Annotated in this window: 28 protein-coding genes; 8 read left to right on the top strand and 20 right to left on the bottom strand. The window is 67.8% G+C overall.

The window, feature by feature from the left end; translation table 11 throughout:
• Nucleotides 1–326: 326 nt before the first annotated feature.
• Nucleotides 327–1,328 (bottom strand): biotin synthase BioB, encoded by a 1,002-nt coding sequence (gene bioB, locus O5I81_RS06805; RefSeq protein ID WP_271068191.1) that lies wholly within the window; start codon nt 1,326–1,328, stop codon nt 327–329.
• Between the two features lie 220 nt (nt 1,329–1,548).
• A complete protein-coding gene (locus O5I81_RS06810; protein WP_271068192.1) occupies nt 1,549–2,859 on the bottom strand; it encodes an amidohydrolase family protein in 1,311 nt (436 codons plus the stop codon).
• Nucleotides 2,860–2,959: 100 nt separating this feature from the next.
• Between O5I81_RS06810 and O5I81_RS06815 the strand changes: the two genes are divergently transcribed.
• From O5I81_RS06815 to O5I81_RS06830, 4 genes are all read left to right on the top strand, one after another.
• Nucleotides 2,960–4,663: a hypothetical protein gene (locus O5I81_RS06815; protein ID WP_271068193.1), complete on the top strand. Its 1,704-nt coding sequence runs from the start codon at nt 2,960–2,962 to the stop codon at nt 4,661–4,663.
• A gap of 82 nt (nt 4,664–4,745) precedes the next feature.
• Nucleotides 4,746–6,137, top strand: coding sequence for an adenosylhomocysteinase (gene ahcY, locus O5I81_RS06820; RefSeq protein WP_271068194.1), 1,392 nt, complete (start codon nt 4,746–4,748; stop codon nt 6,135–6,137).
• Between the two features lie 117 nt (nt 6,138–6,254).
• Nucleotides 6,255–7,097, top strand: coding sequence for a PfkB family carbohydrate kinase (locus tag O5I81_RS06825; RefSeq protein WP_348637283.1), 843 nt, complete (start codon nt 6,255–6,257; stop codon nt 7,095–7,097).
• Nucleotides 7,094–8,218 (top strand): serine hydrolase domain-containing protein, encoded by a 1,125-nt coding sequence (locus tag O5I81_RS06830; protein WP_271068196.1) that lies wholly within the window; start codon nt 7,094–7,096, stop codon nt 8,216–8,218. The genes O5I81_RS06825 and O5I81_RS06830 overlap by 4 nt, the downstream gene beginning before the upstream one ends.
• On the opposite strand, the gene O5I81_RS06835 is transcribed toward O5I81_RS06830, so the two are convergent.
• The 3 genes from O5I81_RS06835 to O5I81_RS06845 all read right to left on the bottom strand — a co-directional run bounded on the left by O5I81_RS06835 (nt 8,215) and on the right by O5I81_RS06845 (nt 11,594).
• A complete protein-coding gene (locus O5I81_RS06835) occupies nt 8,215–9,531 on the bottom strand; it encodes a serine hydrolase domain-containing protein (RefSeq protein WP_271068197.1) in 1,317 nt (438 codons plus the stop codon). The two genes, O5I81_RS06830 and O5I81_RS06835, sit on opposite strands and share 4 nt — an antisense overlap.
• A 34-nt stretch (nt 9,532–9,565) precedes the next feature.
• Entirely contained in the window at nt 9,566–10,474 is a 909-nt protein-coding gene (gene rarD / locus O5I81_RS06840) for an EamA family transporter RarD (RefSeq protein WP_271068198.1), read from the bottom strand.
• Nucleotides 10,475–10,556: 82 nt separating this feature from the next.
• The gene (locus O5I81_RS06845; protein WP_271068199.1) at nt 10,557–11,594 is read right to left on the bottom strand and encodes an aspartate-semialdehyde dehydrogenase; all 1,038 of its coding nucleotides are present in this window, start codon (nt 11,592–11,594) and stop codon (nt 10,557–10,559) included.
• Nucleotides 11,595–11,754: 160 nt separating this feature from the next.
• Between O5I81_RS06845 and O5I81_RS06850 the strand changes: the two genes are divergently transcribed.
• Nucleotides 11,755–12,069: a hypothetical protein gene (locus O5I81_RS06850; RefSeq protein ID WP_271068200.1), complete on the top strand. Its 315-nt coding sequence runs from the start codon at nt 11,755–11,757 to the stop codon at nt 12,067–12,069.
• A 1-nt stretch (nt 12,070) separates the two neighbouring features.
• Here O5I81_RS06850 and O5I81_RS06855 read toward each other — a convergent pair whose 3' ends face one another.
• A complete protein-coding gene (locus tag O5I81_RS06855; protein ID WP_271068201.1) occupies nt 12,071–12,571 on the bottom strand; it encodes a hypothetical protein in 501 nt (166 codons plus the stop codon).
• 55 nt (nt 12,572–12,626) lie between these two features.
• Nucleotides 12,627–13,520 carry a LysR family transcriptional regulator gene (locus O5I81_RS06860; protein WP_271068202.1) on the bottom strand — a complete coding sequence of 298 codons (894 nt, stop codon included), beginning with the start codon at nt 13,518–13,520 and terminating at the stop codon, nt 12,627–12,629.
• 94 nt (nt 13,521–13,614) lie between these two features.
• On the opposite strand from O5I81_RS06860, the gene O5I81_RS06865 reads away from it, so the two are divergent.
• Nucleotides 13,615–14,610: an aldo/keto reductase gene (locus tag O5I81_RS06865; protein ID WP_271068203.1), complete on the top strand. Its 996-nt coding sequence runs from the start codon at nt 13,615–13,617 to the stop codon at nt 14,608–14,610.
• Nucleotides 14,611–14,676: 66 nt separating this feature from the next.
• Nucleotides 14,677–15,063 carry a PaaI family thioesterase gene (locus O5I81_RS06870; RefSeq protein WP_271068204.1) on the top strand — a complete coding sequence of 129 codons (387 nt, stop codon included), beginning with the start codon at nt 14,677–14,679 and terminating at the stop codon, nt 15,061–15,063.
• Nucleotides 15,064–15,228: 165 nt separating this feature from the next.
• On the opposite strand, the gene O5I81_RS06875 is transcribed toward O5I81_RS06870, so the two are convergent.
• From O5I81_RS06875 to leuC, 9 genes are all read right to left on the bottom strand, one after another.
• Nucleotides 15,229–16,086 (bottom strand): dienelactone hydrolase family protein, encoded by an 858-nt coding sequence (locus O5I81_RS06875; RefSeq protein ID WP_271068205.1) that lies wholly within the window; start codon nt 16,084–16,086, stop codon nt 15,229–15,231.
• Between the two features lie 54 nt (nt 16,087–16,140).
• Nucleotides 16,141–16,869: an EcsC family protein gene (locus tag O5I81_RS06880; protein ID WP_271068206.1), complete on the bottom strand. Its 729-nt coding sequence runs from the start codon at nt 16,867–16,869 to the stop codon at nt 16,141–16,143.
• Nucleotides 16,870–16,875: 6 nt separating this feature from the next.
• The gene (leuB, locus tag O5I81_RS06885; protein ID WP_271068207.1) at nt 16,876–17,928 is read right to left on the bottom strand and encodes a 3-isopropylmalate dehydrogenase; all 1,053 of its coding nucleotides are present in this window, start codon (nt 17,926–17,928) and stop codon (nt 16,876–16,878) included.
• Between the two features lie 144 nt (nt 17,929–18,072).
• On the bottom strand, nt 18,073–18,369 hold the full coding sequence (locus O5I81_RS06890; RefSeq protein WP_271068208.1) for a putative quinol monooxygenase: 297 nt from the start codon (nt 18,367–18,369) through the stop codon (nt 18,073–18,075).
• Nucleotides 18,370–18,978, bottom strand: a complete 609-nt coding sequence (gene leuD, locus O5I81_RS06895; RefSeq protein ID WP_271068209.1) for a 3-isopropylmalate dehydratase small subunit — start codon at nt 18,976–18,978, stop codon at nt 18,370–18,372. It abuts the gene before it with no gap.
• Nucleotides 18,978–19,805: a VOC family protein gene (locus tag O5I81_RS06900; RefSeq protein ID WP_271068210.1), complete on the bottom strand. Its 828-nt coding sequence runs from the start codon at nt 19,803–19,805 to the stop codon at nt 18,978–18,980. The genes leuD and O5I81_RS06900 overlap by 1 nt, the downstream gene beginning before the upstream one ends.
• A complete protein-coding gene (locus O5I81_RS06905) occupies nt 19,802–20,203 on the bottom strand; it encodes a type II toxin-antitoxin system VapC family toxin (protein WP_271068211.1) in 402 nt (133 codons plus the stop codon). Before O5I81_RS06905 ends, O5I81_RS06900 begins: the two co-directional genes overlap by 4 nt.
• Nucleotides 20,200–20,463 (bottom strand): type II toxin-antitoxin system prevent-host-death family antitoxin, encoded by a 264-nt coding sequence (locus O5I81_RS06910; RefSeq protein WP_271068212.1) that lies wholly within the window; start codon nt 20,461–20,463, stop codon nt 20,200–20,202. The genes O5I81_RS06905 and O5I81_RS06910 overlap by 4 nt, the downstream gene beginning before the upstream one ends.
• Nucleotides 20,464–20,495: 32 nt before the next feature.
• Nucleotides 20,496–21,926, bottom strand: a complete 1,431-nt coding sequence (gene leuC / locus O5I81_RS06915; protein ID WP_271068213.1) for a 3-isopropylmalate dehydratase large subunit — start codon at nt 21,924–21,926, stop codon at nt 20,496–20,498.
• A 185-nt stretch (nt 21,927–22,111) separates the two neighbouring features.
• Between leuC and O5I81_RS06920 the strand changes: the two genes are divergently transcribed.
• The gene (locus O5I81_RS06920; protein WP_271068214.1) at nt 22,112–23,917 is read left to right on the top strand and encodes a DUF885 domain-containing protein; all 1,806 of its coding nucleotides are present in this window, start codon (nt 22,112–22,114) and stop codon (nt 23,915–23,917) included.
• A gap of 681 nt (nt 23,918–24,598) precedes the next feature.
• On the opposite strand, the gene rplS is transcribed toward O5I81_RS06920, so the two are convergent.
• Genes rplS through O5I81_RS06940 form a run of 4 tightly spaced genes read right to left on the bottom strand, consistent with a single transcriptional unit; the run spans nt 24,599 to nt 26,618 of the window.
• Nucleotides 24,599–25,000, bottom strand: a complete 402-nt coding sequence (gene rplS / locus O5I81_RS06925) for a 50S ribosomal protein L19 (protein ID WP_271068215.1) — start codon at nt 24,998–25,000, stop codon at nt 24,599–24,601.
• A gap of 13 nt (nt 25,001–25,013) precedes the next feature.
• Entirely contained in the window at nt 25,014–25,745 is a 732-nt protein-coding gene (gene trmD / locus O5I81_RS06930) for a tRNA (guanosine(37)-N1)-methyltransferase TrmD (RefSeq protein WP_271068216.1), read from the bottom strand.
• 47 nt (nt 25,746–25,792) lie between these two features.
• Entirely contained in the window at nt 25,793–26,170 is a 378-nt protein-coding gene (locus tag O5I81_RS06935; protein ID WP_271068217.1) for a hypothetical protein, read from the bottom strand.
• A gap of 10 nt (nt 26,171–26,180) precedes the next feature.
• On the bottom strand, nt 26,181–26,618 hold the full coding sequence (locus tag O5I81_RS06940) for an ABA4-like family protein (protein WP_271068218.1): 438 nt from the start codon (nt 26,616–26,618) through the stop codon (nt 26,181–26,183).
• Nucleotides 26,619–26,662: the final 44 nt, after the last annotated feature.

Here is a 26,662-nt window from a genome sequence, read left to right on the forward strand (position 1 = left end):
GGAAGCTGCGGGGACGGCCCCGCGGATGGCGCAACCTAAGGGGAATGGGGGCGGATGGGGATTACGGTTTTGTCATGGAAGGCGGCGGCAGGCTCGATTCCTTCTCCCGCTTGTCGGGAGAAGGTGGCGGCCCCCGGGCTCGGCGAAGCCGACCCGAGGACAGGCCAAGGCCGTCGGATGAGGGCAGCACCGGCCTTTGACGGTCGGCGGTGGCGGGGCCGGAGCCAGAACGTGGATCGCTATGAGGGGCTGGCGCTGCCCTCATCCGACCCCCTTCGGGGGCCACCTTCTCCCGACAAGCGGGAGAAGGGCGCGCCGCTGGCGCGTCAGGCCTGCGCGCCCATCGTCATCGGACGCATGCCAAGGTCGGCCAGCATCAAAGTGTCTTCGTCCATCCCCGGCAGCGGCGTGGTCAGCAGTTTGCCGCCGACGAAGATGGAGTTGGCGCCGGCCAGGAAGCAGAGGGCCTGCAGTTCCTTGCTCATGCCTTCGCGGCCGGCCGAGAGGCGGACCATCGATTTGGGGCAAACGAGGCGGGCGACGGCGATGGTGCGGACGAATTCGATGCCGTCCAGCTCGCCCTCGACTTTGATCCGGTCGCCGAGCGGGGTGCCGCCGACAGGGACCAGGGCGTTGACCGGCAGGCTGTCGGGGTGGGCGGGCAGGGTGGCCAGCTGGTGCAGCAGGCCGGCGCGGTCGGACCGGGTCTCGCCCATGCCGACGATGCCGCCGCAGCAGGTGCTCATGCCGGCGTCGCGGACGTGGGCCAGCGTGTCCAGGCGGTCCTGGTAGGTGCGGGTGGTGACGACCTCACCATAGTACTCCGGCGAGGTGTCGAGGTTGTGGTTGTAGTAGTCGAGGCCGGCGTCCTTGAGGGCGACGGCCTGGTCGGCGGTCAGCATGCCCAGCGTGGCGCAGGTCTCGAGGCCGAGCGCCTTCACCCCGCCGATCATGGCGGCGACCTTCGGCAGATCGCGGTCCTTCAGGTCGCGCCAGGCGGCGCCCATGCAGAACCGTTGCGCGCCACCGGCCTGGGCGGCCTTGGCGGCGGCGATGACGGTGTCGGCGTCCATCAGCTTGGAGGCCTGCAGGCCGGTCTTGAAGCTGGCCGACTGGCTGCAGTAGCCGCAGTTCTCGGCGCAGCCGCCGGTCTTGACGGAGAGGAGCTGGGACAGCTGCAGCTCGGAGGGATCGAACCAGCGGCGGTGCACCTGGGCGGCCTGGAAGACCAGCTCCATGAAGGGCAGCTCGAACAGCGCCTCGATCTCGTCCTTGCGCCAGTCGTGGCGGGGCAGGGCGGGGTCAACGAACTGGACGGGGGCGTTCATGAGGCGGCCTCAAGCTGGGGACGGGCGAGGGCGTTGTAGTGCGCGAGGGCCTGCAGGGGAAGGCTCACGCTACGCGACCCCCCACCCCCGACCATCCCGACGAAAGTCGGGACCCAGTGTCCACGGGTGGACGGATTCGGCTCTGATCAGCGCCAGCCTGTCTTCTGGTTTGCCAGCTGGGTCCCGACTTTCGTCGGGATGATCGGAATTCAGGGGTGGGTCAGCCCTTATAGATTCGCCCGCCGCGCATCACGAAACCGACCGATTTCAGCACCCGTACGTCGGTCAGCGGATCGCCGCGGACGGCGATCAGGTCGGCCTGCTTGCCGGGCTCCAGGCTGCCGACCTCGCTCGACAGGCCCAGCAGGTCGGCGGCGTTGACGGTGGCGGCCTGGATGGCCTGCATCGGGGTCATGCCGAACTTGACCATCAGCTCGAACTCGTCGGCGTTGCGGCCGTGCTTGGAGACGCCGGCGTCGGTGCCGAAGGCGATCTTGACGCCGCGCGGCACGCATTTGAGCAGGCTCTCGCCGGTGATCTTGATGCGCCAGTCGATCTTGGCGCGGACCGCCGGCGGATAAGCGTTCGGGTCCCTGGCGATGCGTTCGAGGTAGCCGTTGATCGTCGACAGGGTCGGCACGTAGTAGGCGCCGTTCTTGAGGAAGAGTTTGATCGTTTCCTCGTCCATGATGGTGCCGTGCTCGATGCTGTCGGCGCCGTGCATCAGGGCCAGCTTGATGCCGTCGGCCCCGTGGGCATGGACGGCGACCTTCTTGCCATAGAGATGGGCGGTGGCGATCAGGGCCTCGGCCTCGTCGTCGAACATCTGCTTGCCGACGCCGGCCCCGATGATGCTGTTCACCCCGCCGGTGGTGGCGATCTTGATGACGTCGGCGCCGCGGGAGACCTGCAGGCGGACGGCCTGGCGGCAGCTTTCGGGACCGTCGCAGACGTTGGTGACCGGCACGGCCTCGCGGAACTGGTCGTTGAGGCCGAGGCGGCCGTCCATGTGGCCGGAGCTGGTGGAGATGGCGGCGGCGGCGTCGATGATGCGCGGACCGTCGACCCAGCCCTTGGCGATGGCGTCGCGCAGGGCCAGGGTGACGCCGTCGTTGGAGCCGAGGTTGCGGACGGTGGTGAAGCCGGCGAGCAGCGTCTTCCTGGCGTTCATCTGGGCTTCGTAAGCGTGGGCCGGGACCGACTCGGTGACCCCGACCAGCAGGCCCTCGACGCCGGCCCGGTCGCTGTCGAGATGGACGTGGCTGTCGATCAGGCCGGGGAGGACGAAGCTGTCCTTGAGATCGACGACTTTTGCGCCGGGGATGTCGACGAAGCCGTCCCTGATGGCCTCGACCTTGCCGTTCCGGATGACGACGCTGGCGTTCTTGCGCGGGGCCTTGCCGGGCTGCTCGAGCAGGGTCCCGGCATGGACGACGATCAGGTCGCCGGCCGATTCGGTTTGGGCGACGGCCGAGCCGGCCAGCAGGGCCGCGGCGGCGATGGCGGCGGCGATCTTGAAGGGTCTGAACATACCCGGTCCCCAAAGCAGTTTGGGGCCAGCCTAGGACGGGCCGCGAAGGGTTGCGAGGAATTAAGGAGGCGAGGGCGCGAGGTGTTGCTAGGACTTGGCGATGCGTCGCCTGCTGACCCTGATCGCCCTGTTCCTCGCCCTGCCGCTGATGGGGGCCGCGGCGCCGCCGAGCCTGCATTACGCCCTGTCGCCCGTCTTCGAGCGGGGGGCGTTGAAGGCTATCGCGGTGGAGCTGAGCTTCGCCGGCGACGCCGACGGCGAGACGCGACTGGTCGTGCCCGACGAATGGGCCGGCAACGCCGAGCTCTGGAAGCATATCAAGGCGATCAGCGTCGATGGCGGGACGATGCGGGAGGCGGGGCCGGCCCGGCGGGTCATCAGCCATCGGCCCGGCGCGGCGCTGACCGTGCGCTACCGGCTGGTCAACGGCTATGACGGCGATCCGGCGCCGGGGACGGGCAATCCCTATCGGCCGGTGATCCGGCCGACCTGGTTCCAGCTGATCGGCGATGCGGCCTTCCTCGAGGTCGAAGGCCGACAGGAGACGCCGGTGCAGGTGCGCTGGACGAGCTGGCCGAAGGCCTGGCGGCATGCCTCTGACCTCGACCATGGCGAGAGGGGCCGGACGTTGCGGTCGCAGGAACTGATCGACAGCGTGTCGGTCGGCGGCACGGCGCTGAGCATCCACGAGCGGGAGATCGAGGGCGGGCGCCTGCGGTTCGCGGCGCTTGGCGAATGGGATTTCAAGACCAGCGCTTTCGCCGATGAACTGGCCAGCATCGTCAGCGCCCAGCGGCGGTTCTGGGGCGATGCCAACGGGCCGTTCTTCGTCAGCCTGACGCCGATCGCGCCGGCGGGAGACTGGCGATCGGCCGGAGGCACCGGGCGGGGGGACGGCTTTGCGCTGTTCTCGACCCGGAACGCCACGGGCGGACTGCGGTACCTGATTGCCCACGAGCATATTCACAGCTGGATTCCGGCCAGGCTTGGCCGGATGCCGCCCGTCGAGCAGACGGACTACTGGTTCAGCGAGGGGTTCACTGACTTCTACGCGCTGCGCACCCTGCTCAACTCCGGCGGTTGGAGCCTGGAGGCCTATGTCGACAAGCTGAACGAGGAGATGGCGGCGCATGATGTTTCGCCGGCCCGGACCTGGTCCAACAGCCGTATTGCCGAAGCCTTCTGGACCGACAAGCTGGCGCAGCGGCTGCCTTACCGGCGCGGCATGCTGCTGGCCTACCGTTGGGACCAGATGATCCGGGTCAGGACGGCCGGAGCAAAGGACCTCGATGACGTCATGCTGGCCATGCAAGACCGCGCAAGGGGGCCGGGACCGAAGCCGCTGGTGCGCGAGGCGTTCCGGCTGGCCATGCGCGACGTGGCCGGCATCGATATCACCGCCGACCTGACGGCGCTGGTCGAGAACGGCGAGGCCTTCGAGCTGCCGGACGACCTGTTCGGCGACTGCGCCCGGGTCACCCGCGAGACGCGCGGCGTCTTCGAACGCGGCTGGGAGGCAAAGCAGGTCCCGGGCGGCGTTGTCTTCGACCAGGTGAAGGTGGGCAGCAACGCCTGGAAGGCCGGCATCCGGGACGGCATGACCCTGCTCGGCAAGAGCAGCGGCGTGACGGGCGACGAGCGGTACGACTATGTCGTCGGGGTCAAGGACAGCGCGGGCGAGCGCAAGATCACCTATCGGCCGGTCGGTGAGGGGACCTACGTCCTGCGAAAGGTGGTGTTGAAGCCGGACATGGATGCAGCGACGCGGGACGCCTGCCGCAAGCGGATGTCCGGCGGCATATAAGGATATCTTTATATCCGGTTGCTACTGGAGGGCGCCGCCGCTATAGACGGCGGCAATCCATCTTCGCCTCAAGGAGCACTCCGTGGCTGACTACATCGTGCGCGACATCTCGCTGGCCGACTTCGGCCGCAAGGAAATCGCCATCGCCGAGACCGAAATGCCCGGGCTGATGGCCGTGCGCGAGGAGTTCGGCAAGGACCAGCCGCTGAAGGGCGCCCGCATCGCCGGCAGCCTGCACATGACCATCCAGACGGCGGTGCTGATCGAGACCCTGCAGGCGCTCGGGGCCGAGGTGCGCTGGGCCAGCTGCAACATCTTCTCCACCCAGGATCACGCCGCCGCGGCCATCGCCGCCACCGGCACCCCGGTGTTCGCCCTGAAGGGCGAGACCCTGGTCGAGTACTGGGAATACGCCCACAAGATCTTCGAGTGGCATGACGGCGGCTACCCGAACCTGATCCTCGACGACGGCGGCGACGCCACCCTGCTCTGCGTTCTGGGCCCCAAGGCCGAGAAGGACATCAGCGTCCTGGCCAACCCGCAGAACGAGGAAGAGGAAGCCCTGTTCGCGGTGATGAAGAAGTACATCGCCGAAAAGCCCGGCTTCTACTCGGCGATCCGTGACAGCGTCACAGGCGTGTCGGAAGAGACCACCACGGGCGTGCACCGCCTCTACCAGATGGCCGCCGCCGGCGAGCTGCCGTTCCCGGCCATCAACGTCAACGACAGCGTCACCAAGTCGAAGTTCGACAACCTGTACGGCTGCCGCGAAAGCCTGGTCGACGCCATCCGCCGGGGCACCGACGTAATGCTGTCAGGCAAGGTGGCCGTGGTCTGCGGTTACGGCGACGTCGGCAAGGGCTCGGCCGCCAGCCTGCGCCAGGGCGGCGCCCGCGTCATCGTCACCGAGATCGACCCGATCTGCGCCCTGCAGGCGGCGATGGAAGGCTATGAGGTCCAGACCCTGGACGACAGCGCCGGCCGCGCCGATATCTTTGTCACCGCCACGGGCAACAAGGACGTCATCACCGTCGACCACATGCGGGCGATGAAGAACAACGCCATCGTCTGCAACATCGGCCACTTCGACAGTGAAATTCAGGTCGCCGGCCTGAAGAACTTCAAGTGGGACGAGATCAAGCCGCAGGTCCACCACATCGAGTTCCCGGACGGCAAGAAGATCATCCTGCTGTCGGAAGGCCGCCTCGTTAACCTCGGCAACGCCACGGGTCACCCCAGCTTCGTGATGAGCGCCAGCTTCACCAACCAGACGCTGGCCCAGCTGGAGCTGTGGACCAATCGGGCCAAGTACGAGAACCAGGTCTACGTCCTGCCCAAGCACCTCGACGAGAAGGTGGCCATGCTGCACCTGGCCAAGCTGGGCGCCAAGCTGACGACCCTCAAGAAGGAACAGGCCGACTACATCGGCGTGCCGGAAACCGGCCCGTTCAAGCCGGATCACTACCGCTACTAAACCTGCGCGAGCAGCGAACGATCAGGGGCGGGTCCGCGAGGGCCCGCCCTTTTTCGTTGTGGCTCTTTTTGGGCATAGCGCGGCGTTTCGCGGTCCGCTAAGCCCTTGGCCATGCCCATGGCGCTTCTCCTTTCCAGCCACGTTGCAGGCAGCCGCGTCGGCGGTTCGGCCCAGGCGCTGGCGTTGGCCAATTTCAAGATCGATCCGGTGCACATCCCCACCGTCCTCTACGGCCGCCACCCCGGCTGGGGCGCGCCGGGCGGGGCGCAGGTGCCGATCGAGGCGTTTGAAGGGATGCTGGACGGGGTCGAGGCCAACGGTCTGTTCGGCCAGATCGATCTGGTCATCACCGGCTATTTCGCCTCCGTCGAACAGGTTCGCGCGGCCGGGCGGGCCATCGAGGCGGTGCGCGGCGCCCCGCGTGAAGGGCCCATGGCCCGCAAGCCCTATATCGTCGTCGATCCGGTGATGGGCGACGCCGGCAAGGGGCTCTATGTCGGGGCCGACGTGGCGCGGGCCATCCAGGACGATCTCGTCCCGCTCGCCGACCTGATCACTCCCAACGCCTGGGAACTGCAGCGGATGTCGTCGCTGGACGTCCGCGATCCGGCCTCCGCCGTGCGGGCGGCGCGCAGCATGGGCCGGCCGGCGCTGGTCAGCTCGGTGATGCGCGGGGCCGAGATCGGCGTCGTCTTCGCCGACAAGCGCGAGGCCTGGCTGGCGGCGCACCAGAAGGTGGACAATGTTCCCAGCGGCACCGGCGACCTGCTGGCCGCCCTGTTCGCCGCGGCGATGCTTGAGGGGCAGACGCCGTCCTATGGCCTGGCGCGGGCGGTCGGCGGCCTGGCCGAGACCGTGGCGGCGGCCGGCATCTGGCAGTCGCCGGAGCTGCCCATCGTGGCCATGGGCGCCAAGATCAAGAACGCCAGCCCCACCGTCCGCATGGAGCGCCTGGCGTGACCCCCGACATCCACGGCCACTGCGACGTCGCTTTCTCCGCCGTCTGGGAAGCCTTCGAGGCCAACTTCGCCGAGGGGCTGGAGTTGGGGGCGCGGTTCAGCCTGGTCTGCGAAGGGGAAGTGGTCGCCGACCTGTGGGCCGGTCATGCCGACAAGGCGCAGACCCGGGCCTTCGACGAGCGCACCCTGACCATGGTCTATTCGACCACCAAGGCCGTGGCCGCGACGATGATCGCCCGCCTGGTCGAGCAGGGCAGGCTGACCTACGACCAGCCGGTGGCCACGGTCTGGCCGGAGTTCGCGGCGAACGGCAAGGGCGCGATCACCGTCGCCCAGGTTCTGTCGCATCAGGCGGGCCTGCCGGGTTTCGTTGAGCAGATGGACCCTGGCCTGTGGTTCGATCCCGCGGCCATCGCGGCCAAGCTGGCCGCCATGGCCCCGATGTGGCCGCCAGGCAGCGCCAGCGGCTATCATGCCCTGACCGTCGGCTATCTGACGGGCGAGATCTTCCGGCGGGTCGACGGCCGCTCGATGGGAACGGCGCTGAAGGCCGACATCTGCGATCCGGCCGGGCTGGACCTGTGGATCGGCCTGCCCGACAGCGAGCATGACCGCACCGCCGAGTTCAAGCCGCCGACCGCCCTGCCGGCCTTCGGCGAGGTCACCGATCCCAAGAAGGCCGCCTTCCTGACCCCCTGGGCGGCCCCGAACGGGCGCGGGCCGGAATGGCGGCGGATGGAAGTCCCGTCCGCCAATGGCCATGCGACGGCCGAGGCGCTGGCGAAGTTCATGGGCGCCCTGGCCGGGGACGGTGAGCTCGACGGGGTGCACATCCTGTCGCCGGCCGTGCGCGACCTGGCGCGGGCCCAGCAGATCAAGGGCCCGGACCTGGTGCTGCCGTTCGTGCTGAGCTGGGGCGCGGGATTCATGCGCAATCCGCCCAACATGTTCTTCGGCTCCGGCATCGGGACCTTCGGCCACAGCGGCTGGGGCGGATCCTGCGCCTTTGCCGATCCCGAGGCTGGTCTCGCCGGCGCCTATGTGATGAACCGCCAGGACGTCCACCTGATCGGCGACCCGCGCAGCCGCCGGCTGATCAACGCGGCCTACGAGAGCCTCTAGGCCGTCGCCAGGACTCCGGCGATCTGTTCCTCGACGGCGGTGAACTTCGAGCGGCCGTGCAGCTCGCTCAGCGGCGCCGCCGTGCCGTTGACCAGATAGACCAGACCCCGGCCGCTCGAGGGATCGACCCACAGGCCGGAGACCAGGCCGTAGGCGTCGCCGGGGTGACCGACCCAGCCGGCGCAACCGGGGAACAGGCTGTCGCCGCCCGTGTCGGTGAGGATCTGCATGCCGAGGCCATAGGCCAGGATCGCGCCCCCATAGGCGTCGCCATTTGGTTTGGCGGCGTCGTAGCGCCAGACAGGGGTGGCCATCAGCCTGGCGGTCTCGGGGCGCAGCAGGCGGATGCCATTGACCTCTCCGCCGCCGGCGATCAGCCGGGCGATGATCTCCAGGTCGCGGGCGCTGGCCCGGAGGCCCCCCTGGGGCGAGAAGACGAAGCCGTTGCCGCCCTCGTACTCGTCCGGTTCCAGGCGCAGGATCTCGCCCTCCGGCGAGCGGGTGACGGAGATTTCCGGGAACTTGGGAATCGTCGTGTCGAACTGGGGCAGCCATGGCCCGGCGGCGTTCCATGGCCCCTCTTCGGAGGGCGCCTTGCGGTAGAGGGCGGCGCCGTAGTTGCGCAGGGCCTGGGGCACGCCCGACCAGTTGTAGCCGCACTCCAGGCCGAGGGGCTCGAACACCCGGCGGGTCATGTAGAGGTCGAAGCGCATGCCGGTCATGCGCTCGATCAGCTGGGCGATGACCGCGAAGTTGACGTCGGCATAGGCGAAATACTGGCCGGGCGGCTGCGAGGCCGGGCCGAACCAGGCGCCATTGTCCCATTGCTTTCCGCCGGGGGTCAGGGCGTCGGCCAGCTGGCGGCCGAGGCCGACGGGATAGCTGGGACCATTGCGCAGGCCGCTGGTGTGGCTGAGCAGCATGCGCGGGGTGATCGGGGTGTCGGGGAACAGCGGATGGCGCAGCTTGAAGCGCAGCAGTTCGGAGACGTCTTCGTCGAGGCCGATACGCTCCTGCTGCTGCAGCATCATGAAGCCGATGGCGCAGACCAGCTTGGAGATGCTGGCGATACGCATGGGCGACTCGGTGCGCATGATCCGGCCGGTGTCGAAGCCGTCGATGGCGTAGCCGCCGGCCTTGGCCAGGACGGCGGTCTGCTCGGCCTTGCGGAAGGCGATGACGGCGTAGCCGGGGATGGCGCGCTTCGGGTCGCCGGCGCCGGTCAGCAGGCGGCTGAAGGGGTCGTCTTGTGACAGGGCCGGGGAGGCCATGGCGGCGGCGGCCGTCGCCATCAGGGTCCGTCTGGAAATCACGCTCGGGGCCTCCATTGAGATGTCACCATAGCCGCTATTCGGCGGGAGCAACCACCGTCCTGCGCGAGGCCCGCCAGGCGCCCCAGGCGAAGACGGCGACGCCGGCCCAGATGAAGGCGAAGCTCAAGGCGCGCAGGGGGGTGAAGGCCTCTCCCAGCGCCAGGCCGACGAAGAACTGCAGGGTCGGGGCGACGAACTGCAGGAAGCCGAGGGCGGTGAGCGAGAGCCGCCGCGCCGACCAGGAGAACAGGGCCAGGGGCGCGACAGTGGCTGGCCCGGCGGCCAACAAAAGCAGGGCAATGTTCCAACCGCCCAGGAAGTGGCCGGCGCCGGTCGACTGCAGCCACAGGACATAGGCCAGGCCCGGCAGGGACAGGTAGGCGCATTCGAAGAACAGGCCGGTCTGGGCGTCGGCCTTCACCTGTTTGCGGATCACCCCGTAGGCGCAGAAGCTTATGCCGAGGCCGAGCGAGATCAGCGGCAGGTGACCGAGGGCGAGGGTCTGCACGCCGACGCCGATCGTGGCCAGGACGATGGCGATCTTGCCGGTCAGCGGCATGCGCTCGCGGAAGAACAGCGCCCCGACAGCCATATTGAGCAGGGGGTTGATATAGTAGCCGAGGCTGGCCTCGATGACCTTCTGATGGTTCACGGCCACCACATAGATCGTCCAGTTGATGAAGATGGCCGCCGTCGACAGGGCCAGCAGGCCCAGCGTCCGGGGCTCGGTCAGCACGCGGCGGACGTCGGCCCCCTGGCGCGAGAGCCAGACCAGACCGAGGGCCCAGAAGACGCTCCAGACCGTGCGATGGGCGATCATCTCGGCCGTGCCGACGCCAAAGCCGCCGAGCAGGTGGAAGTAGAGGGGCAGGAAGCCCCAGATTCCGTAGGCTCCGAGGCCCGCGAACAGGGCGGCCTGGCCTTCATTCCGGGGTTTGGGCAAGGCACACACTCCAAAGGTAAGAGGCCCGGAACCTTGCGGTCCCGGGCCCCCCGATGCGCTCCGCTTGTTGCGGATGTATCGACTAGGCCAGGGCCTTCTGGTTGATCAGGCCGCGCTCGTGCAGCAGCTGGGCGATCTGGACGGCGTTGAGGGCGGCGCCCTTGCGCAGGTTGTCCGACACCACCCACAGCGACAGGCCGTGCTCGACGGTCGGATCGTTGCGGATGCGGCTGACGTAGACCGGGAACTCGCCCTGCACCTCTTTCGGGGTCGCGTAGCCGCCGTCCTCGCGCTTGTCGATGACGACCAGGCCAGGCGCTTCACGCAGGATTTCGCGGGCCGCGTCGTCGTCGAGCGGGGTGTGGAACTCGATGTTCACCGACTCGCCGTGGCCGACGAAGACCGGCACGCGGACGCAGGTCGCCGAGACCTTGATGTCCGGATCGAGCATCTTGTGCGTCTCGTCCGCCATCTTGCGCTCTTCCTTGGTGTCGCCCGAGCCGTCGTCCAGGAAAACGTCGCACTGGGGGATGACGTTGAAGGCGATCTGCTTGTGGTAGACCTTGGGCGGCGGGGCGCCGAGGACGAAGACGCCCTTGGTCTGGTCCCACAGCTCGTCCATGGCCGCCTTGCCGGTGCCGGAGACGGACTGGTAGGTCGAGACGACGATGCGCTTGATCTTGGCCGCGTCATGCAGGGGCTTGAGCGCCACCAGCAACCCCGCCGTCGTGCAGTTGGGGTTGGCGATGATATTCTTTTTCCGGAAGCCCTCGATGGCGTCGGGGTTCACCTCCGGCACGATCAGCGGCACGTCCGGGTCCATGCGGAAGTGGCTCGAGTTGTCGATGACGATGGGACCGGCGCGGCCGATCTTCTCACCCCAGGCCTTGGACACAGACCCACCGGCGCTCATCAGCACCAGGTCGACGGTCGAGAAGTCGAACTGTTCCAGATCCTTGCATTTCAGAATCTGCTCTTTGAAGGAGACTTCCATGCCCATGGATTTGCGGGACGCGATCGCATGGATCTCGTCGACCGGAAATTCCAGTTCCTCGAGGATGTTGAACAGCTCGCGACCCACGTTGCCCGTGGCGCCGACGACGGCCACTCGGTAGCCCATCGGTAGTCTCCAGTTTTACTTAAGGCCGGGACGGATACGCCCCGGACGGAACCCATGCAAGGCGAGGAAACCTCTTGGCCCGTTAAGGCCCCCTTTTCGGGCGGTTTGCACCGCGCCGATCGGGTCTAGGTCTGAGCCCACACTGTTGAGAGGCTCTGATATGGCGACCCTGTTCCTGACCTACAAGCTGAAAGCCGAAACTGCACCGGAAGACTTCGAGGCCTGGATACGGACCACGGACTACCCGGCCATGCGCGGCCTGCGGCGGGTGGCCTCCTATGTGAACTACAAGGCTACCGGCCTGCTGCTCGGCGAAGGCAGCCCCAGCGTCGACCACGTCGAGGTGTTCGACATTCCCGATCTCGCCGGCTTCGTGGCCGAGGACATGCCGGGCGGCGTGGTGCAGGCGATCATGGGCCAGTTCATGGGCCTGGTGGACAACCCGGAATTCATCATCGCCGAGGCGGTGGTCTGACCTACCGCGCCCGGCGGTAGGTCAGGTCGAAGCTGGTCTTCCAGGTGGCGCCCTTGTCGGCCGAGGTTTCGCCGAACTGGCGGACGGTGCCGTCGGCGCCGGGGGTGTAGGTCATGCGGGTCAGGGTGCCGGCCCAGTCGCCCTGGATGACGATGGCGCTGCCGGTCCAGCCGCCGCGGAACTCGGCCCAGGCGCCGCTGGAATCGAGCCAGGTCTGGCGCCAGCCCTTTTCGTCGGGGCGCCAGGCGTTGAGGCTGCCGCCGCCGGTGCCCTTGAGCGGCTTCCAGTTCTCGCGCACGGCGCAGCCGCCGTAGAGCTTCTCGATGGTGCTGCGGGCGACCAGGACGTCCTGGCCGGTGGGGTAGACGTCCCACTCGCCGACCCAGAAGTCGAACTGCCGGCGCTCGGGCTCCTGGCAGGGCGCCTGCGCGGGCGCGGTCTGGGCCAGGGCGGGCGTGGCGGCGATGGCCAGCGCGGCGGCGGCAAGCAGTGACTTGAACATGGGGAGTCCTCCCGAATCGACCCTCGGCACAGCGTGACCGGCGGCGCGTTAAGCTTCAATCACCAGAACGTCGGCGGACGAAATCGATGAAGGCCCGAAGCGGCCCCGGCACCAGGCGGCGGCTGGGATAGTAGAGGCTGGGACCCGGGAAATGCTGGGCCCAGTCGGGGAGCAGTTCGACGAGGCGGCCGTCGGCCAGCTCGGCCTCGACGAAGCCCGGGAAGGTGAACATCAGCCCGACGCCGCCGACCGCGCCGGCGACCAGGGCCTCGATAGCGTTGGTGATCAGGGGCGCCCGGGCCGGGGTGACGCGCAGGATCTCGCCGTCCTTCTCGAACTCCCAGGGGGTCATGGCCCCGCTCGGGAAGCGGTGGCGGACGCAGGCGTGGGCGGCCAGCTCAGAGGGGTGAGTGGGCGTCCCCCGGGCGGCGAGGTAGGCGGGCGAGGCGACCAGGGCGAAGCGCATCGGCGGGCCGATGGGGATGGCAATCATGTCCTGCTCCAGCGCCTCCTCGAAGCGCACGCCGGCGTCGAAGCCGGCGGCGAAGATATCGACGAAGCTGTCCTCGACGATGACCTCGACGGTGACGCCGGGGTTCTCGGCCAGGAAGCCCGGCAACATCGGCGGCAGAATCAGGCGGGCGACGACGCCGGAGACGTTGAGGCGCAGCGTGCCCATCGGGGTGTCGCGGAAGGCGTTGACCGCCTCCAGGGCGCTGGCGACGCCGCCCAGCGCCGGTTCCAGCCGCTCGAGCAGGCGCGCCCCGGCTTCGGTCAGGGAGACGCTGCGGGTGGTGCGGTTGAGCAGGCGCACGCCTAGTCGGTCCTCCAGCCGGCGCACGGCCTGGCTGAGAGTCGAGGCGGAGACCTGGCGGCCGACGGCGGCGGTGCGGAACCCCCGGGCCCGGGCCACGGCGGTGAAGGCGTCGAGATCGGCAAGATCGATCATTGTGCATATTTCCGTACGGGCCGTGGCGACTTGAGGGGATTATCGCACAGCGGGGCTCGGCGCATAAGACCGCTCGAAGACAAGGAGAGCTTTCATGCAGACCCGCCAACTCGGCCGTACCGGCCCCAAAGTTTCCGCCCTCGGCCTCGGCGCCATGGGCATGAGCGACATGTACGGCCCCAGCGACCGGGCCGAGAGCCTCGCCACCGTCCATGCCGCCCTCGATGCCGGGATCACCCTGATCGACACCGGCGACTTCTACGGCAGCGGCCACAACGAGATGCTTCTGGCCGAGGCGCTGCGGGGCGTGCCGCGCGACCGCTACGAGCTGAGCGTCAAGTTCGGGGCCCTGCGCGGGCCGGATGGCGCCTTCGTCGGCTATGACGGCCGGCCCGACGCGATGAAGAACTACCTGACCATGTCGCTGCGCCGGCTGCAGGTCGACTATGTCGACGTCTACCGCCTGTCGCGGCTGGATCCGGCGGTGCCGATCGAGGACACCGTCGGGGCCATCGGCGAGATGGTGCAGGCCGGCTACGTGCGCCATATCGGCCTGTCCGAGGTCGGGGCCGACACCATCCGCAGGGCCGCCGCCACCCACGCCATCAGCGACCTGCAGATCGAGTATTCGGTGATCAGCCGCGGCATCGAGACGGCCATCCTGCCGACCTGCCGCGAGCTGGGCATCGGGGTCACGGCCTATGGCGTGCTGGCCCGGGGGCTGATCAGCGGCCACTGGAGCAAGGACCGCAAGGCGGCCGGGCGCGACCTGCGCGGTTTCAGTCCGCGGTTCGTGGGCGAGAACCTCGACCATAACCTCGGCATTGCCGGGACGCTTGGCCGGCTGGCGGAGGCCAAGGGTGCGACCACGGCCCAGCTGGCCATCGCCTGGGTGGCGGCGCAGGGGCAGGACATCATCCCGCTGGTCGGGGCCCGCAGGCGCGAGCGGCTGGCCGAGGCGCTCGGCGCGCTGGACGTCAGCCTGACGGCCGAGGATCTGGCCGCCATCGAAGCGGCGATCCCCAAGGGTGCCGCCCAGGGCGACCGCTATCCGACGGCGATGATGGCCCACCTCGACAGCGAGAAATAGTTTACCTCGCGGGTCATGGCGGAGGGGTCGGCGCGCTGGCATGCTGGCGCAAACGGAGCCTTCGCCATGACCTTCGACGCCGCCGCCCTGCCGTTCGCCAAGCTGATGGGCGTGGAGTTCACTGAGGCCACCAAGGATAGGGTGGTCGGCAGGCTGCTGGTCCGCGACGACCTCTGCACAGCCGGGTCCATCCTGCATGGCGGGGCGGTGATGGCCTTCGCCGACAGCCTCGGCGCGGTCGGCGGCTTTCTCAATCTCGCGGCCGGCCAGCACACCACGACCATCGAGAGCAAGACCAACTTCCTCGGCGCCGCCAAGGCCGGGACGACGGTGACGGGAACCGCGACGCCGCTGCACATCGGCGGCCGCACCAGCGTCTGGCAGACGCGGATCGAGCGGGAGGACGGCAAGTTGGTGGGGCTGGTGATCCAGACGCAGATGGTGCTGGGTTAACCTCCCTCCCCGAATGGGGAGGGTAGGCCGACAGGCCGGGTGGGGCAGTGGGTCACCATCGCCCGCCGGTTAAGCGTCTCAGCGCATCGTCTCGAAGGTCAGTGACCGACTTCCCCACCCGACGCGCGTAACCGCGCGTCTGCCCTCCCCATTCGGGGAGGGAGGTTAAACCAGCGCCCGCTTGTAGAGCGCCAGCAGCTCGGCCCAGGCCCGTTCGGCTTCCGGCTCGTTGTAGGCGGCGGAACCCGGGACGCACCAGCCGTGGTTGGCCTTGTAGACCTCGACCTTCGCTTTCACGCCGGCGTCGTCCATCGCCTTCTTGAGGAGGGTCTTGCCCTCGGGATACTTGGCGTCATCGTCCTGGGCGACGCCGAACGTCATCTCCGCCTTGATCTTCGGGGCCAGCAGGTGGGGGCTGTCGGGGGCGGCGGAGACCAGGCCGCCGCCGTGCCAGCTGGCGCCGGCGCCGACGCGGTCGGGACGAATGGCGGCGGCGCGCATGACGATGGCGCCGCCCATGCAATAGCCGGTGAAGCCGATCTTCGCCTTCGACACGTGGTGGCTCTTGTCCAGCCAGTCGACGAAGGCGGCGGTGTCGATGTCGATGGTCTTCGTGGTCATTTTCCCGCGCAGGCCGAAGACGATGGCGCGGTCCTCGGGCTTGGCGAAGTCGAAGGTCTCCGGCACGACCGGCGCCTTGGCGTCGCGGTAGTAGGGGTTGATGACCAGCACGCTGTAGCCGGCTGTCGCCAGCCGCCGGCCCATGCGGCGGAAAGCGGGGCGCAGGCCGACGATGTCCGGGATGATGACCACGCCGGGCGCTTTCTTCTTGCCATGGAAGAAGGCGGCGTCACAGGTTCCGTCCGGCGTGGGGACGCTGACGTCCATCTCCATGATGCCGTCCTCGGCCAGGGCCGGGGCGGCGACCGCCGAGCCGATAGCCAGCGAGGCGAGGCCGAAGCCCCGTCGGGAGATTTTCGGATCGTGGCGGATGCCGGGAGGGGTGTCGTCGTCGCGGGCCATGGGGAACTCCTGGGGGATGAGCAGGAGATAGTCTGGATCAGGGCAACGGCGAGGTCACCCCCGCTCGCGAAGCCAGCGGAGGCGATAGGCGTTCATCGCCACGACGCCCAGCTGGTCGAGCAGGCGGAAGTTGACGAAGGCCCCGACCGGGGCGCCGATGACCGGGATCAGCTGGGCCAGTTTCGCCAAGTCGATGTAGTCGCGGTACTGCTGCTGGAAGGTGCGCCAGTCGAAGTCCTTGGGTGAGGCCGGGTGCGGGGTCGTGTCCCAGGTCTCCAGGGTCTGCAGCACGGCCTGGCGATGGTCGGCGTTCGAGAAGGCCAGCTGGAAGATGGAGAGGATGTAGAGCCGCTCGTTCCAGCTCTCGCCGTCGTGGCCATAGAGGGCGGCGATCTCGAACAAGAGCTTGATCTTGAAGCCGATCAGCACCGGGAAGTCGGCGGCCGCCAGCAGGAAGCCGCCGGCCCCGGCGACGCCGCCCTCGGCCGCCGCCATGGTGCGGTAGGCGGCGATGCGCTGGCGGACCAGGCCTTCCCGGGCCCCGAAGGAGGCGTTCTGCAGCGGCTTGGCGGTGGTGAGGTCCGAGCCGGTGAGGATGGTGCGGGTCAGGCCCTCAATGACTTTTGTTATGGCTCTGTGGAGCTGCTCGGGGATCAGGTTGTTGACCGTCGCCTGCATGTTGCGCGCGGCGCGGTCCATGGGGCCGGGCGGCCTGGCGATCTTGAGCCGCCAGGCTTCCAGTTCGGCGAGGGCGGCTTCCTCGTGCGCGTCCAGACGGGCCATCAGGCCTTACAACGCGGCCAGAACCGCATCGCCCATTTCAACAGTCGAAAGCTGTCCGCCGAGGTCGCGCGTGCGGGCCCCGTTCGCCAGGGCGGTCTCGACGGCCCTATAGAGACGGTCGGCTTCGGCCGGGCGGTTCAGGCTCCAGCGCAGGGCCATCTCGAAGCTGAGGATGGCGGCCAGCGGGTTGGCGACGCCCTGGCCGGCGATGTCCGGGGCCGAGCCGTGGATGGGCTCGTACAGGCCCGGGCGGCCGGCTTCGCCGAGCGCGGCGCTGGGCAGCATGCCGAGCGAGCCGGTCAGCTGGGCGGCGGCGTCGGACAGGATGTCGCCGAACAGGTTGTCGGTCAGCAGGACGTCGAACTGGGTGGGAGCGCGGACCAGCTGCATGGCGGCGTTGTCGGCCAGGATGTGTTCGAGCTGGACGTCGGCGTATTCACGTTTGTGCAGGTCGGTGACGACCTCGCGCCAGAGCAGGCCCGATTCCATGACGTTGGACTTCTCGGCGCTGTGCACCTTGTTCCTGCGGCCGCGCGCCAGTTCGAAGGCGACGCGGGAGACGCGCTCGATCTCGCTGGTCGTATAGACCTGGGTGTCGAAGCCGCGGCGCTGGCCGTCGGGCAGGGTCTCGATGCCGCGCGGTTCGCCGAAATAGACGCCGCCGGTCAACTCACGGACGATCATGATGTCGAGGCCGGCGACCAGCTCGCGCTTGAGGCTGGAGGCATCGGCCAGGGCGTCGAAACAGAGGGCCGGGCGCAGGTTGGCGAACACCTGCATCTCCTTGCGCAGGCGCAGCAGGCCGGCTTCGGGCCGGCTCTGGCGGGCGACGCCGGCCCACTTGGGTCCGCCCACGGCGCCCATCAGCACGGCGTCGGCGGCGATGGCGGCGGCGACCGCTTCATCGGTGATCGGCGCGCCGTGGCGGTCGAAGGAGATGCCGCCGAAGTCGCGCTCATCGAGCGTGATGTCGGGGGTCAGGGCTTTGGCGATACGGGCGGCCTGGGCGGTGACTTCGGGGCCGATGCCGTCGCCGGGAAGCAGGAGAAGGGTCGTCATGTCGCTCTCGATCCTCCCTCACCGAATGGGGAGGGCAGACGCGCGTTGCGCGTCGGGTGGGGCTGTCGGCTACGGGCGGGCAGAGGGTGGTGACCCACTTCCCCACCCGGCCTTCGGCCTGCCCTCCCCATTCGGGGAGGGAGGTTAGAAGGCTTCGCCGTCATCGGCTTCATACAGCTTGATGTCGCGTTCGCGCACCTGGCCCGTCAGCGCCGCCCGCCAGGTGGCCATATGGGCAGTCTTGAAATGCGCCTCCAGGCTGGCGCGGTCGGTCCACAGTTCGGAGACCCGGACCAGGCCGGGCTCCAGCATGTCGAGCGCATAGGCGTAGGTCAGGCAGCCGTCCTCGGCGCGGCTGGCGGCCGTCATCGCCTCCATGGCGGGGCGCAGGCGCTGAACCGCGTCCGGATCGACCCGGACCGTGCCCATGACGATGACCATTCAGGCCTCCATCCAGGGCGTGCTGAGCGCGCGCTTGCTTTCGTAGAGGTCGATATCGCCAGCGTGCTGCAGGGTCTCGCCGATGGCGTCGAGGCCCTTCATCAGCTTGTCCTTGCGGTCGGGGTCGATGTCGAAGTGGAACTTCGCGCCCGACGGGGCGGTGACGGTCTGGCTCTCCAGATCGACGGTGAAGACGTGGTTGCCGCCCTTGGCCTCGTCCATCAGGGCCTCGACTTCCTCAGGCTTGAGGATGACGGGCAGCAGGCCGTTGTTCAGGCAGTTGTTCTTGAAGATGTCGGCGAAGCTGGAGCTGATCACGCAGGTGATGCCGAAGTCCATCAGAGCCCACGGCGCGTGCTCACGGCTGGAGCCGCAGCCGAAATTGTCGCCGGCGATGAGGATGGAGGCGCCCTTGTACTCCGGCTTGTTGAGCACGAACTCGGGCCGCACGCCGCCCTGGTCATCGAAGCGCAGGGCGAAGAACAGGCCCTTGCTCAGGCCCTCGCGCTCAACGGTCTTGAGGAACTGGGCCGGGATGATCTGGTCGGTGTCGACGTTGGCGAGCTGCAGCGGAGCGGCGCGGCCGTCGAGGCGGGTGAAGGCTTTCATCAGGCGGGTCCGATGATCAGGGTTGGAATGCCGGCCGGAGCATCCTTGATGGTGAAGACCCGGGTGCCGGGCTTGCGGCCCTCGCGGACCTCGCTGACGGCGAAGGCCTGAGCGATCCGGGCATGGGCGGCGGCGACGTCGGGCACGCGCCAGGTCAGACCCCAGAGGCTGTCGGGGTCGTCGTTCGGCTCGTTCTTCAGTTGGTGGGCGACCTCGACGACGAGGTCGCCGATCTTGAAGAACATCAGCCGCGTGCCCCAGGCCTCGTTGCTGCGGTCAAGCTTGAAGTCGAGGCCGAGGCGGGCGCCGTAGAGGGCGGCGGCGCGGTTGGGATGGCGGGTGGAGACGACGACGTGATCGAGCCCGCTGACGGCGGCGGCCTCGTCGCCGACGACGGGGCAGGGCGGCCAGTCGGGCGTCTCGCCGATCAGGAAGGTGGTGACGCCGGCCGTCGCTTCAACGTCGAGGATCGAGGTCGGCCAGGTGCGGGCCTCGCCGGCCTCGTTCTTCGTGCGGATCGGCATGACGTCGGTCGAGGGCATCGTCAGGCGGGCGAGGCGCTTGCGCTCGGCCTCGACGTCGTCGCTGGCGAGGGCCAGGCCCCAGAGGCCCTCGCCGTTGGCCTTGAGCCAGCCGCCGGACGGACCGAGCTCACCGGGAGCGATGATGTCGAGGGCGGTGTTGCCCAGCTGGAACCAGGCATGACGGACCGGACCGCTGGCGCCGCGCCAGTCAGGCTCGCGGCCGAGGAGCCTGGCGTAGCCGTCAACGGCGGGGTCGAGGTCGTTGACCACGATGGCGAGGTGGTCGAGGGCGGTGATGGTCATGCGGCCACAACTTTCAAACCGCGGTACCGGCTGAAGATACGGTCGCTGCTGACAAGCTCCAGATCATACTCCAGCGCCTGGGCGATAAGCAGCCGGTCGAAGGGGTCACGGTGGATAAGCGGCAGTTCCTGCAGGCGGCTGATGGCGGGAAGATCGATGTCCAGCAGCGTCGCCCCCATTCGATCCACCATGGTGGAGAATGCGGACCGGAAGTCGGCTTGAAAGGCTTTGGGCAGGATCAGTTTGCCGAGCGAGCTCTTGATGGCGATCTCGATCGCACTGACCGGACTGATGTGCAGCCCGGCATCTGGCGCCGCTACGGCCGCCAAGGTCGAAGCTGAGAGTTTCGACCGATCAAGCGCCAGGAACAGCAGGACGTTTGTGTCGAGCAGCTTCACGTAGAGTCCGCATGATCGCCCGCGAAGAGCGCCTCGATCTCGGGATCGGGATCGTTGAAGTCGTCCGGAAGCTTGAACCCTTCGGACTCCCAGAAGCCGAATTCCGGAACGCGGCGCGGCTTTCGCGGCGCGCGGTCCAGCGACACGATCACGGCGCGGGGCTTGCCGTTCTTGGCAATGACAATGTCCTCGCCGTCGGCGGCCTGATCCACCAGGGCCGACAGGTTCGTCTTCGCCTCGTAGAGGTTGACCTGCTTCATGGCTCATAGGGTGCGCGCCTTGACCAAGTTGGTCAAGCTTCCAGAAAGCTGCGCACGTCGACGATATGCCCCGCGATGGCCGCCGCCGCCGCCATGGCCGGGCTCATCAGATGGGTGCGGCCGCCGCGGCCCTGGCGGCCTTCGAAATTGCGGTTGGAGGTCGAGGCGCAGCGCTGGCCGGGGGTGAGCTTGTCTGGGTTCATGCCCAGGCACATCGAGCAGCCCGGTTCGCGCCATTCGAAGCCGGAGGCCTTGAGGATGGCGTCGAGGCCTTCCTCTTCCGCCTGGGCGGCGACCAGGCCAGAGCCAGGAACCACCATGGCCCGAACGTGGGGCGCGACCATGCGGCCGTGCAGGAAGGCGTCCTGGGCGACCTTGGCGGCGGCGCGCAGGTCTTCGATGCGGCTGTTGGTGCAGCTGCCGATGAAGACGACGTCGACCTTGGCGTCGGTGATCGGCTGGCCGGGGTTAAGGCCCATGTATTCCAGCGCCCGTTCGGCGGAGGCGCGCTTGTCGGGGGTGGAGAAGCTGGCGGGGTCGGGGACATTGCCGGTCACGGCGACGGTGTCTTCCGGGCTGGTGCCCCAGGTGACGGTGGGGGCGATGTCCTCGGCCTGCAGCCGGACCTCGCGGTCGAAGGGAGCGTCGTCGTCGCTGAAGAAGGTCTTCCAGTAGCTGAGCGCCATCTCCCAGGCGGCGCCCTTCGGCGCGGCCGGGCGGCCCTGGATGTAGGCGAAGGTGGTCTCGTCCGGCGCGATCAGACCGGCGCGGGCCCCGCCCTCGATGGTCAGGTTGCAGAGGGTCATGCGGCCCTCCATCGACAGGCCGCGCACGGCCTCGCCGGCGAACTCGATGACCGAGCCGGTGCCGCCGGCCGTGCCGATGGTCCCGATGATGGCCAGGGCCATGTCCTTGGCGGTGACGCCGGGGCCGAGCTGGCCGTCGACGGTCACCCGCATGTTCTTCGACTTGGCCTGGCGCAGGGTCTGGGTCGCCAGGACGTGTTCGACCTCGGTGGTGCCGATGCCCTGGGCGAGGGCGCCGAAGGCCCCATGGGTCGAGGTGTGGGAGTCGCCGCAGACCACGGTCATGCCGGGCTGGGTGCGGCCCTGTTCGGGGCCGACGACATGGACGATGCCGTTGCGGATGTCGCCCATCGGAAAGTACTCGATCCCGTGGTCGACGACGTTGCGGCCCAGCGTCTGCAGCTGCAGGCGGGCTTCCGGGTCCTCGACGGCGTCGACGCCCAGCGCCTGGCCGATGGTCGGGGTGTTGTGGTCGGCGACGGCCAGGGTGCGGTCGGGGCGGCGCACCTTGCGGCCGGCGGCGCGAAGGCCGGCGAAGGCCTGGGGCGTCGTCACCTCATGGATGAGGTGCAGGTCGATGTAGAGGACTGTCTCGCCACCGTCCTGAGCGACAGCGTGAGCGTCCCAGATCTTGTCGTAGAGGGTCTTGCCGGCCATGCAGGCGGTTTAGGACGGGGCAGGGCGTGCCGTCCAGTGCGGCGCAACAAAAGTGCGTCGAAAGCGGAGTTCGGGGCGAGGTTGGGGAAGGAAGTTGCCGCCTGCCGATCATGACAAAACCGACAGGTGACAGGGGGCGCGAACCGTGAAGACTGCGGCGACCTGAAATTCCGGGAGTCGCCGCCGTGTCCCATCTGCTCATCAGTCGCCGCCTTGCCCTCGCCGGGCTCGTTCTCGCCGGGCCGCTCAGCCAGACGGCTTTCGCGCAGGACAGCGCGGACGCGAAGTTCACCGCCTTCCTCGACGCCTGTTTCGACGAGAGCCTGGCGCTGAGCCCGGAGGCGATGACCTCGCTGGGGCTGAAGGCCGACTACGGCAAGCTGGACGACTATACCGATGCGGGGGCCGACAAGGGTTTGGCCCTGTCGGAAGACCAGCTGACGCGGATGAAGGCCGGGTTCGCCTTCGACAAGCTGAACGGTCAGTCGCAGATCAGCTGGCGGCTGTTCGAGCAGTCGGTGGAGCAGGCCCGCGAGGGGGTGCGCTGGCGACACTACTTCTACCAGGCGACGACAAACGGCAGCCCGGCGGGCGACATTCCGATCTTCCTGATCAACAACCACCGGGTCGACGGCATCGGCGACGCCGAGGCCTACATCAGCCGGCTCAAGGATGCGAAGCGGGTGATGACCGAGGTCTCGGCCTCGATCCGGGCATCGGCCGCCAAGGGCATCGTGCCGCCGGCCTTCACCTTCGGACCCGTCGAGAAGGACGCGCTCAACGTCCTGGAAGGCCAGCCCTTCAGCGGGACCGAGGACAGCGCCGTTTGGGCCGACTTCAAGGAAAAGGTCGGCAAGCTCTCCGTGCCGCAGGGCGACAAGGACCGGCTGCTGGCCGAGGGCAAGGCGGCGCTGACCGGGCCGTTCCGCGAGGGCTACGACATCTTCCTGAAGACCCAGAAGGATGTGCAGCCGCTTGCCAAGGGCAACAACGGCGCCTGGGCGCTGCCGGATGGCCAGGCCTATTACGCCTTCCGCCTGAAGGGCTCGACGACCACCGAAATGAACGCCGAAGAGATCCATCAGCTCGGGGTGAAGAACCTCGAGCGGATCCAGGGCGAGATGCGGGCCATCATGGCCAAGGTCGGGTTCACCGGCTCGCTGCAGGACTTCTTCCAGACCATCAAGACCGACCCGAAGTACCAGTACCCCAACACCCCCGAGGGCAAGGCCCGGTACCTGGCCGACGCCAAGGGCTACATCGCCCAGGTGATGATGGACGCGCCGAAGTACTTCCATCGCCTGCCCAAGGCGCCGCTGGAGGTGCGGGCGGTCGAGGAATGGCGTCAGGAGACGGCCAGCGTGGCCTTCTACAACCGCCCGACGCCGGACGGTTCGCGGCCGGGCATCTTCTACGTCAACCTGGCCGACATGACCCAGGTGCTCAAACCCCAGATCGAGGGCATCGCCTATCACGAGGGCGCGCCGGGGCATCACTTCCAGATCGCCCTGTCGCAGGAACTCCAGGGCCTGCCGAAGTTCCGCAAGTTCGGCTTCTATGGCGCCTATACCGAGGGCTGGGGGCTTTATTCGGAGCGGCTGGGCAAGGAAATGGGCTACTACGTCGACCCGATCAGCGACTTCGGCCGGCTGAGCCTGGAGGCCTGGCGGGCGGTGCGGCTGATCACCGACAGCGGCATGCACGCCATGAAATGGAGCCGCGAGAAGGCGATCGACTTCTTCCGCGAGAACTCGATGCTCAGCGAGCGGGACATCGTGAAGGAGATCGAACGCTACCTCTGCAACCCGGGGCAGGCGACCAGCTACATGGTCGGCCAGCAGAAGATCCTGATGCTGCGCGAAAAGGCGAAGACGGCGCTGGGCGCGAAGTTCGACATCCGCGGCTTCCACGACGTGGTGCTGGCCAATGGGGCCCTGCCGCTGGACGTGCTGGAGCAGTTGGTGGACGCATATATCGCTGGGGTGAAGTAAGAGAAAATACCCCTTTAGATTGAAAATTGTGCTGATCGCCTGTACCGATGTGTGACATCGCAGGGAGGGGCCATGACTACTGTAAGGCTTTGGACGATCATCGGCGGCACTCAAGTGGGCAAATCCCACAGCATCAAGGACTTGGCCTCGCGCCAATCCGGAGGCGCACCCGGATTTTCGGATATACTTTTGAGGGGTGGGGGCTACCTCCGGGTGCTACCGAAGGTAATGGCTTGGCAGGAGGCCAAATGGTCAGAGCAGAAGTCCATCGACTACATCAAGACCAAGGTTAAAGCGGTCACCGCGCGGCTTGGGGGGCGTGCCCCAGGTTCCGTGAACGTGCTTAGCGCGCTCCGCTATGACCCAGTTGTCGATCCATCCGGCACCTATCCAGCCGCGGAGGCGTATCTGTCCGCATGGATAGGAGAAGGTTGGGCACTAGAGTCGATCGTATTGATGTCTCCGGACCCCGGGGGCACCAACGAACACTTGGGGAGCTTTGGAGCGCCCACAGCTTGGCTCTATGACTCTCGCGAGCTTTCCTCTGCACAAATGGTCGGTGCAATCCGAAATCATTTCGGCTGGGCGTAAAGCCATCGTCCAGTTCGTCTGAAGATCGGCCATAGAAAAGGCCCCGCCGTATCCAGCGGGGCCTTTCCAAATCCGGACCGTAAGGTCGGCTTACTCGCCGGCGGTCTCGACGACTTCCTTGCGGGCGCCCATGGCGCGTTCGGCGATCCGGGCCGACTTACCGCGACGGTCGCGCAGGTAGTAGAGCTTGGCGCGACGGACGACGCCGCGACGCTTGACTTCGATGCTTTCGATCATCGGCGACATGATCGGGAAAACCCGCTCAACGCCTTCGCCGAAGCTGATCTTGCGGACGGTGAAGCTCTCGTGGAGCCCGGCGCCCTGACGGCCGATGCAGACGCCTTCGTAGGCCTGCACGCGCTCGCGGTCGCCTTCCTTGATCTTGACGTTGACACGCAGGGTGTCACCGGCCTGGAAATCGGGGGTCTTGCGCAGACCGGCGAGACGGGCGGTCTCTTCCTTTTCCAGTTCCTTGATAATGTTCGCAGCCATTGTCTTACTCCAATTATTTCCGAGGCTTACCCTTGTGGGCGCCGTTTGCCTGTAAGTTGGCGAGGTGGGCTGACCAGAGGTCGGGCCTTCGCTCGCGGGTCGTCAGTTCTCTCATCTCCTGCCGCCAGGCCGCGACCCGCTTGTGGTCGCCGCTCAGCAGCACCTCGGGGATATCGAGCCCTTCGAACGTCCGCGGTCGCGTGTACTGCGGATGCTCGAGGAGCCCGTCCTCGAAGCTCTCTTCCTTGAGGCTGTTCGCCTGACCCAGAACACCCGGGACCAGCCGAACACACGCCTCGATCGCCACCATCGCCGCCGCCTCGCCACCGGCCAGGACCGCGTCTCCGACAGAGACCTCCTCGAACCCCCGGGCGTCGAGCACCCGCTGGTCCACCCCCTCGAACCGGCCGCAGAGGACAACAATCCCCGGCGCCCTGGCCCACTCACTTACCCGCGCCTGGGTCAGGGGCCTGCCCCGGGCGCTCATGCACAAAAGCGGCCGTCCCGCAGTCTCAACGCTGTCCAGCGCCGCCGCGATTACGTCCGCCTTCATCACCTGTCCTGGACCGCCACCCGCGGGGGTGTCGTCGAGGAAGCCGCGCTTATCCTTGGAAAAGGTCCGAATGTCCACTGTTTCAAGGCGCCACAGGTCGCTTTCCCGCCAGGCGGTCCCGATCAGGCTGACGCCCAGCGGACCGGGGAAGGCCTCGGGGAACATGGTCAGGACGGTGGCGGTGAAGGGCATGGGGCGGGGCGTATAGCCCAACCTGCCTCAAGAGTCGAAGGGCCGGGCTAGTTGGGCGCCAGGTCCAGGTTGAACTTCTCGGCGAAATCGGGATGCGGCGGGGTCGGCCAGCGGTACTCCGCGAAGACGTCGGCCATGCAGACGGCGACTTGGTCCTCGCTGTCCCGGTCGACCCGGTCGAACTTGCCGTCCTTGAAGCTGACCACCAGCGAGAAGCTCATCCGCCGGCGCAGCGAACTGGAATAGCAGCGGTCGAACAGGGCCGTGGTCTTGGGCTTGAGGAAGGGGTCCATCTTCTGGGCGCGCCATTCGGCGGCCTTGGGATCGTCCTTGTACTTGTCGGCGCGGGACAGGGCCTCGCCATAGGCGAGGCCGGAGCCGGACTGGAACATCAGGGCGAGGGTGATGGCTGTGGTGGTCAGCATGGCCAAGGCTCTAGGCGCCAACCATGGCGCCACGGCGGCGGACCAGGCGCATGAGGACGAACAGCAGGAAGCCGACCGGGCCGAAGAACAGGGTCAGCAGCAGGATCGGAGTCAGCAGCCAGGGCGACACCCCCTCGGCATCGCCGGTGCGGCTGATCCAGCCGCCGACGAACATGTCGAAGGCCAGATAGTGAACCCAGGCGACGAGCAGCATGTTCGGCTGGGCGAACAGGGTCTGAACCCCCTTCAGCGTGCTCATGTCGCCCTGTGCGCCGCCGAGGTTCATGGCCAGCATGATCAGGTAGGTGAGCGCGAACAGGGCCGGGACCATGTAGCCGCACAGGGGATCGGCCCAGCCGCGCATCGGCTTGATGAACCGCGCCAGGATCATCACCAGCCAGAAGGCCATCGCGATCCAGTTCGCCGCCAGGTAGCCGTTGGCCGCCATCGTCCCCTCCATCCCTGTTGCCGTCGCCAGACTGGCGCCGGATC

It is taken from the genome of Caulobacter sp. NIBR1757 (assembly GCF_027912495.1).
Lineage (GTDB): Bacteria > Pseudomonadota > Alphaproteobacteria > Caulobacterales > Caulobacteraceae > Caulobacter.

Bases quoted from the DNA above. Each gene is read 5' to 3' on its own strand.
- bioB (WP_271068191.1), bottom strand. From the start codon at position 1,328: ATGAACGCCCCCGTCCAGTTCGTTGACCCCGCCCTGCCCCGCCACGAC.
- O5I81_RS06810 (WP_271068192.1), bottom strand. From the start codon at position 2,859: ATGTTCAGACCCTTCAAGATCGCCGCCGCCATCGCCGCCGCGGCCCTG.
- O5I81_RS06815 (WP_271068193.1), top strand. From the start codon at position 2,960: ATGCGTCGCCTGCTGACCCTGATCGCCCTGTTCCTCGCCCTGCCGCTG.
- O5I81_RS06825 (WP_348637283.1), top strand. From the start codon at position 6,255: ATGGCGCTTCTCCTTTCCAGCCACGTTGCAGGCAGCCGCGTCGGCGGT.
- O5I81_RS06845 (WP_271068199.1), bottom strand. From the start codon at position 11,594: ATGGGCTACCGAGTGGCCGTCGTCGGCGCCACGGGCAACGTGGGTCGC.
- O5I81_RS06850 (WP_271068200.1), top strand. From the start codon at position 11,755: ATGGCGACCCTGTTCCTGACCTACAAGCTGAAAGCCGAAACTGCACCG.
- O5I81_RS06855 (WP_271068201.1), bottom strand. From the start codon at position 12,571: ATGTTCAAGTCACTGCTTGCCGCCGCCGCGCTGGCCATCGCCGCCACG.
- O5I81_RS06860 (WP_271068202.1), bottom strand. From the start codon at position 13,520: ATGATCGATCTTGCCGATCTCGACGCCTTCACCGCCGTGGCCCGGGCC.
- O5I81_RS06865 (WP_271068203.1), top strand. From the start codon at position 13,615: ATGCAGACCCGCCAACTCGGCCGTACCGGCCCCAAAGTTTCCGCCCTC.
- O5I81_RS06870 (WP_271068204.1), top strand. From the start codon at position 14,677: ATGACCTTCGACGCCGCCGCCCTGCCGTTCGCCAAGCTGATGGGCGTG.
- O5I81_RS06875 (WP_271068205.1), bottom strand. From the start codon at position 16,086: ATGGCCCGCGACGACGACACCCCTCCCGGCATCCGCCACGATCCGAAA.
- O5I81_RS06880 (WP_271068206.1), bottom strand. From the start codon at position 16,869: ATGGCCCGTCTGGACGCGCACGAGGAAGCCGCCCTCGCCGAACTGGAA.
- leuB (WP_271068207.1), bottom strand. From the start codon at position 17,928: ATGACGACCCTTCTCCTGCTTCCCGGCGACGGCATCGGCCCCGAAGTC.
- O5I81_RS06890 (WP_271068208.1), bottom strand. From the start codon at position 18,369: ATGGTCATCGTCATGGGCACGGTCCGGGTCGATCCGGACGCGGTTCAG.
- leuD (WP_271068209.1), bottom strand. From the start codon at position 18,978: ATGAAAGCCTTCACCCGCCTCGACGGCCGCGCCGCTCCGCTGCAGCTC.
- O5I81_RS06900 (WP_271068210.1), bottom strand. From the start codon at position 19,805: ATGACCATCACCGCCCTCGACCACCTCGCCATCGTGGTCAACGACCTC.
- O5I81_RS06910 (WP_271068212.1), bottom strand. From the start codon at position 20,463: ATGAAGCAGGTCAACCTCTACGAGGCGAAGACGAACCTGTCGGCCCTG.
- leuC (WP_271068213.1), bottom strand. From the start codon at position 21,926: ATGGCCGGCAAGACCCTCTACGACAAGATCTGGGACGCTCACGCTGTC.
- rplS (WP_271068215.1), bottom strand. From the start codon at position 25,000: ATGGCTGCGAACATTATCAAGGAACTGGAAAAGGAAGAGACCGCCCGT.
- trmD (WP_271068216.1), bottom strand. From the start codon at position 25,745: ATGCCCTTCACCGCCACCGTCCTGACCATGTTCCCCGAGGCCTTCCCC.
- O5I81_RS06935 (WP_271068217.1), bottom strand. From the start codon at position 26,170: ATGCTGACCACCACAGCCATCACCCTCGCCCTGATGTTCCAGTCCGGC.
- O5I81_RS06940 (WP_271068218.1), bottom strand. From the start codon at position 26,618: ATGGCGGCCAACGGCTACCTGGCGGCGAACTGGATCGCGATGGCCTTC.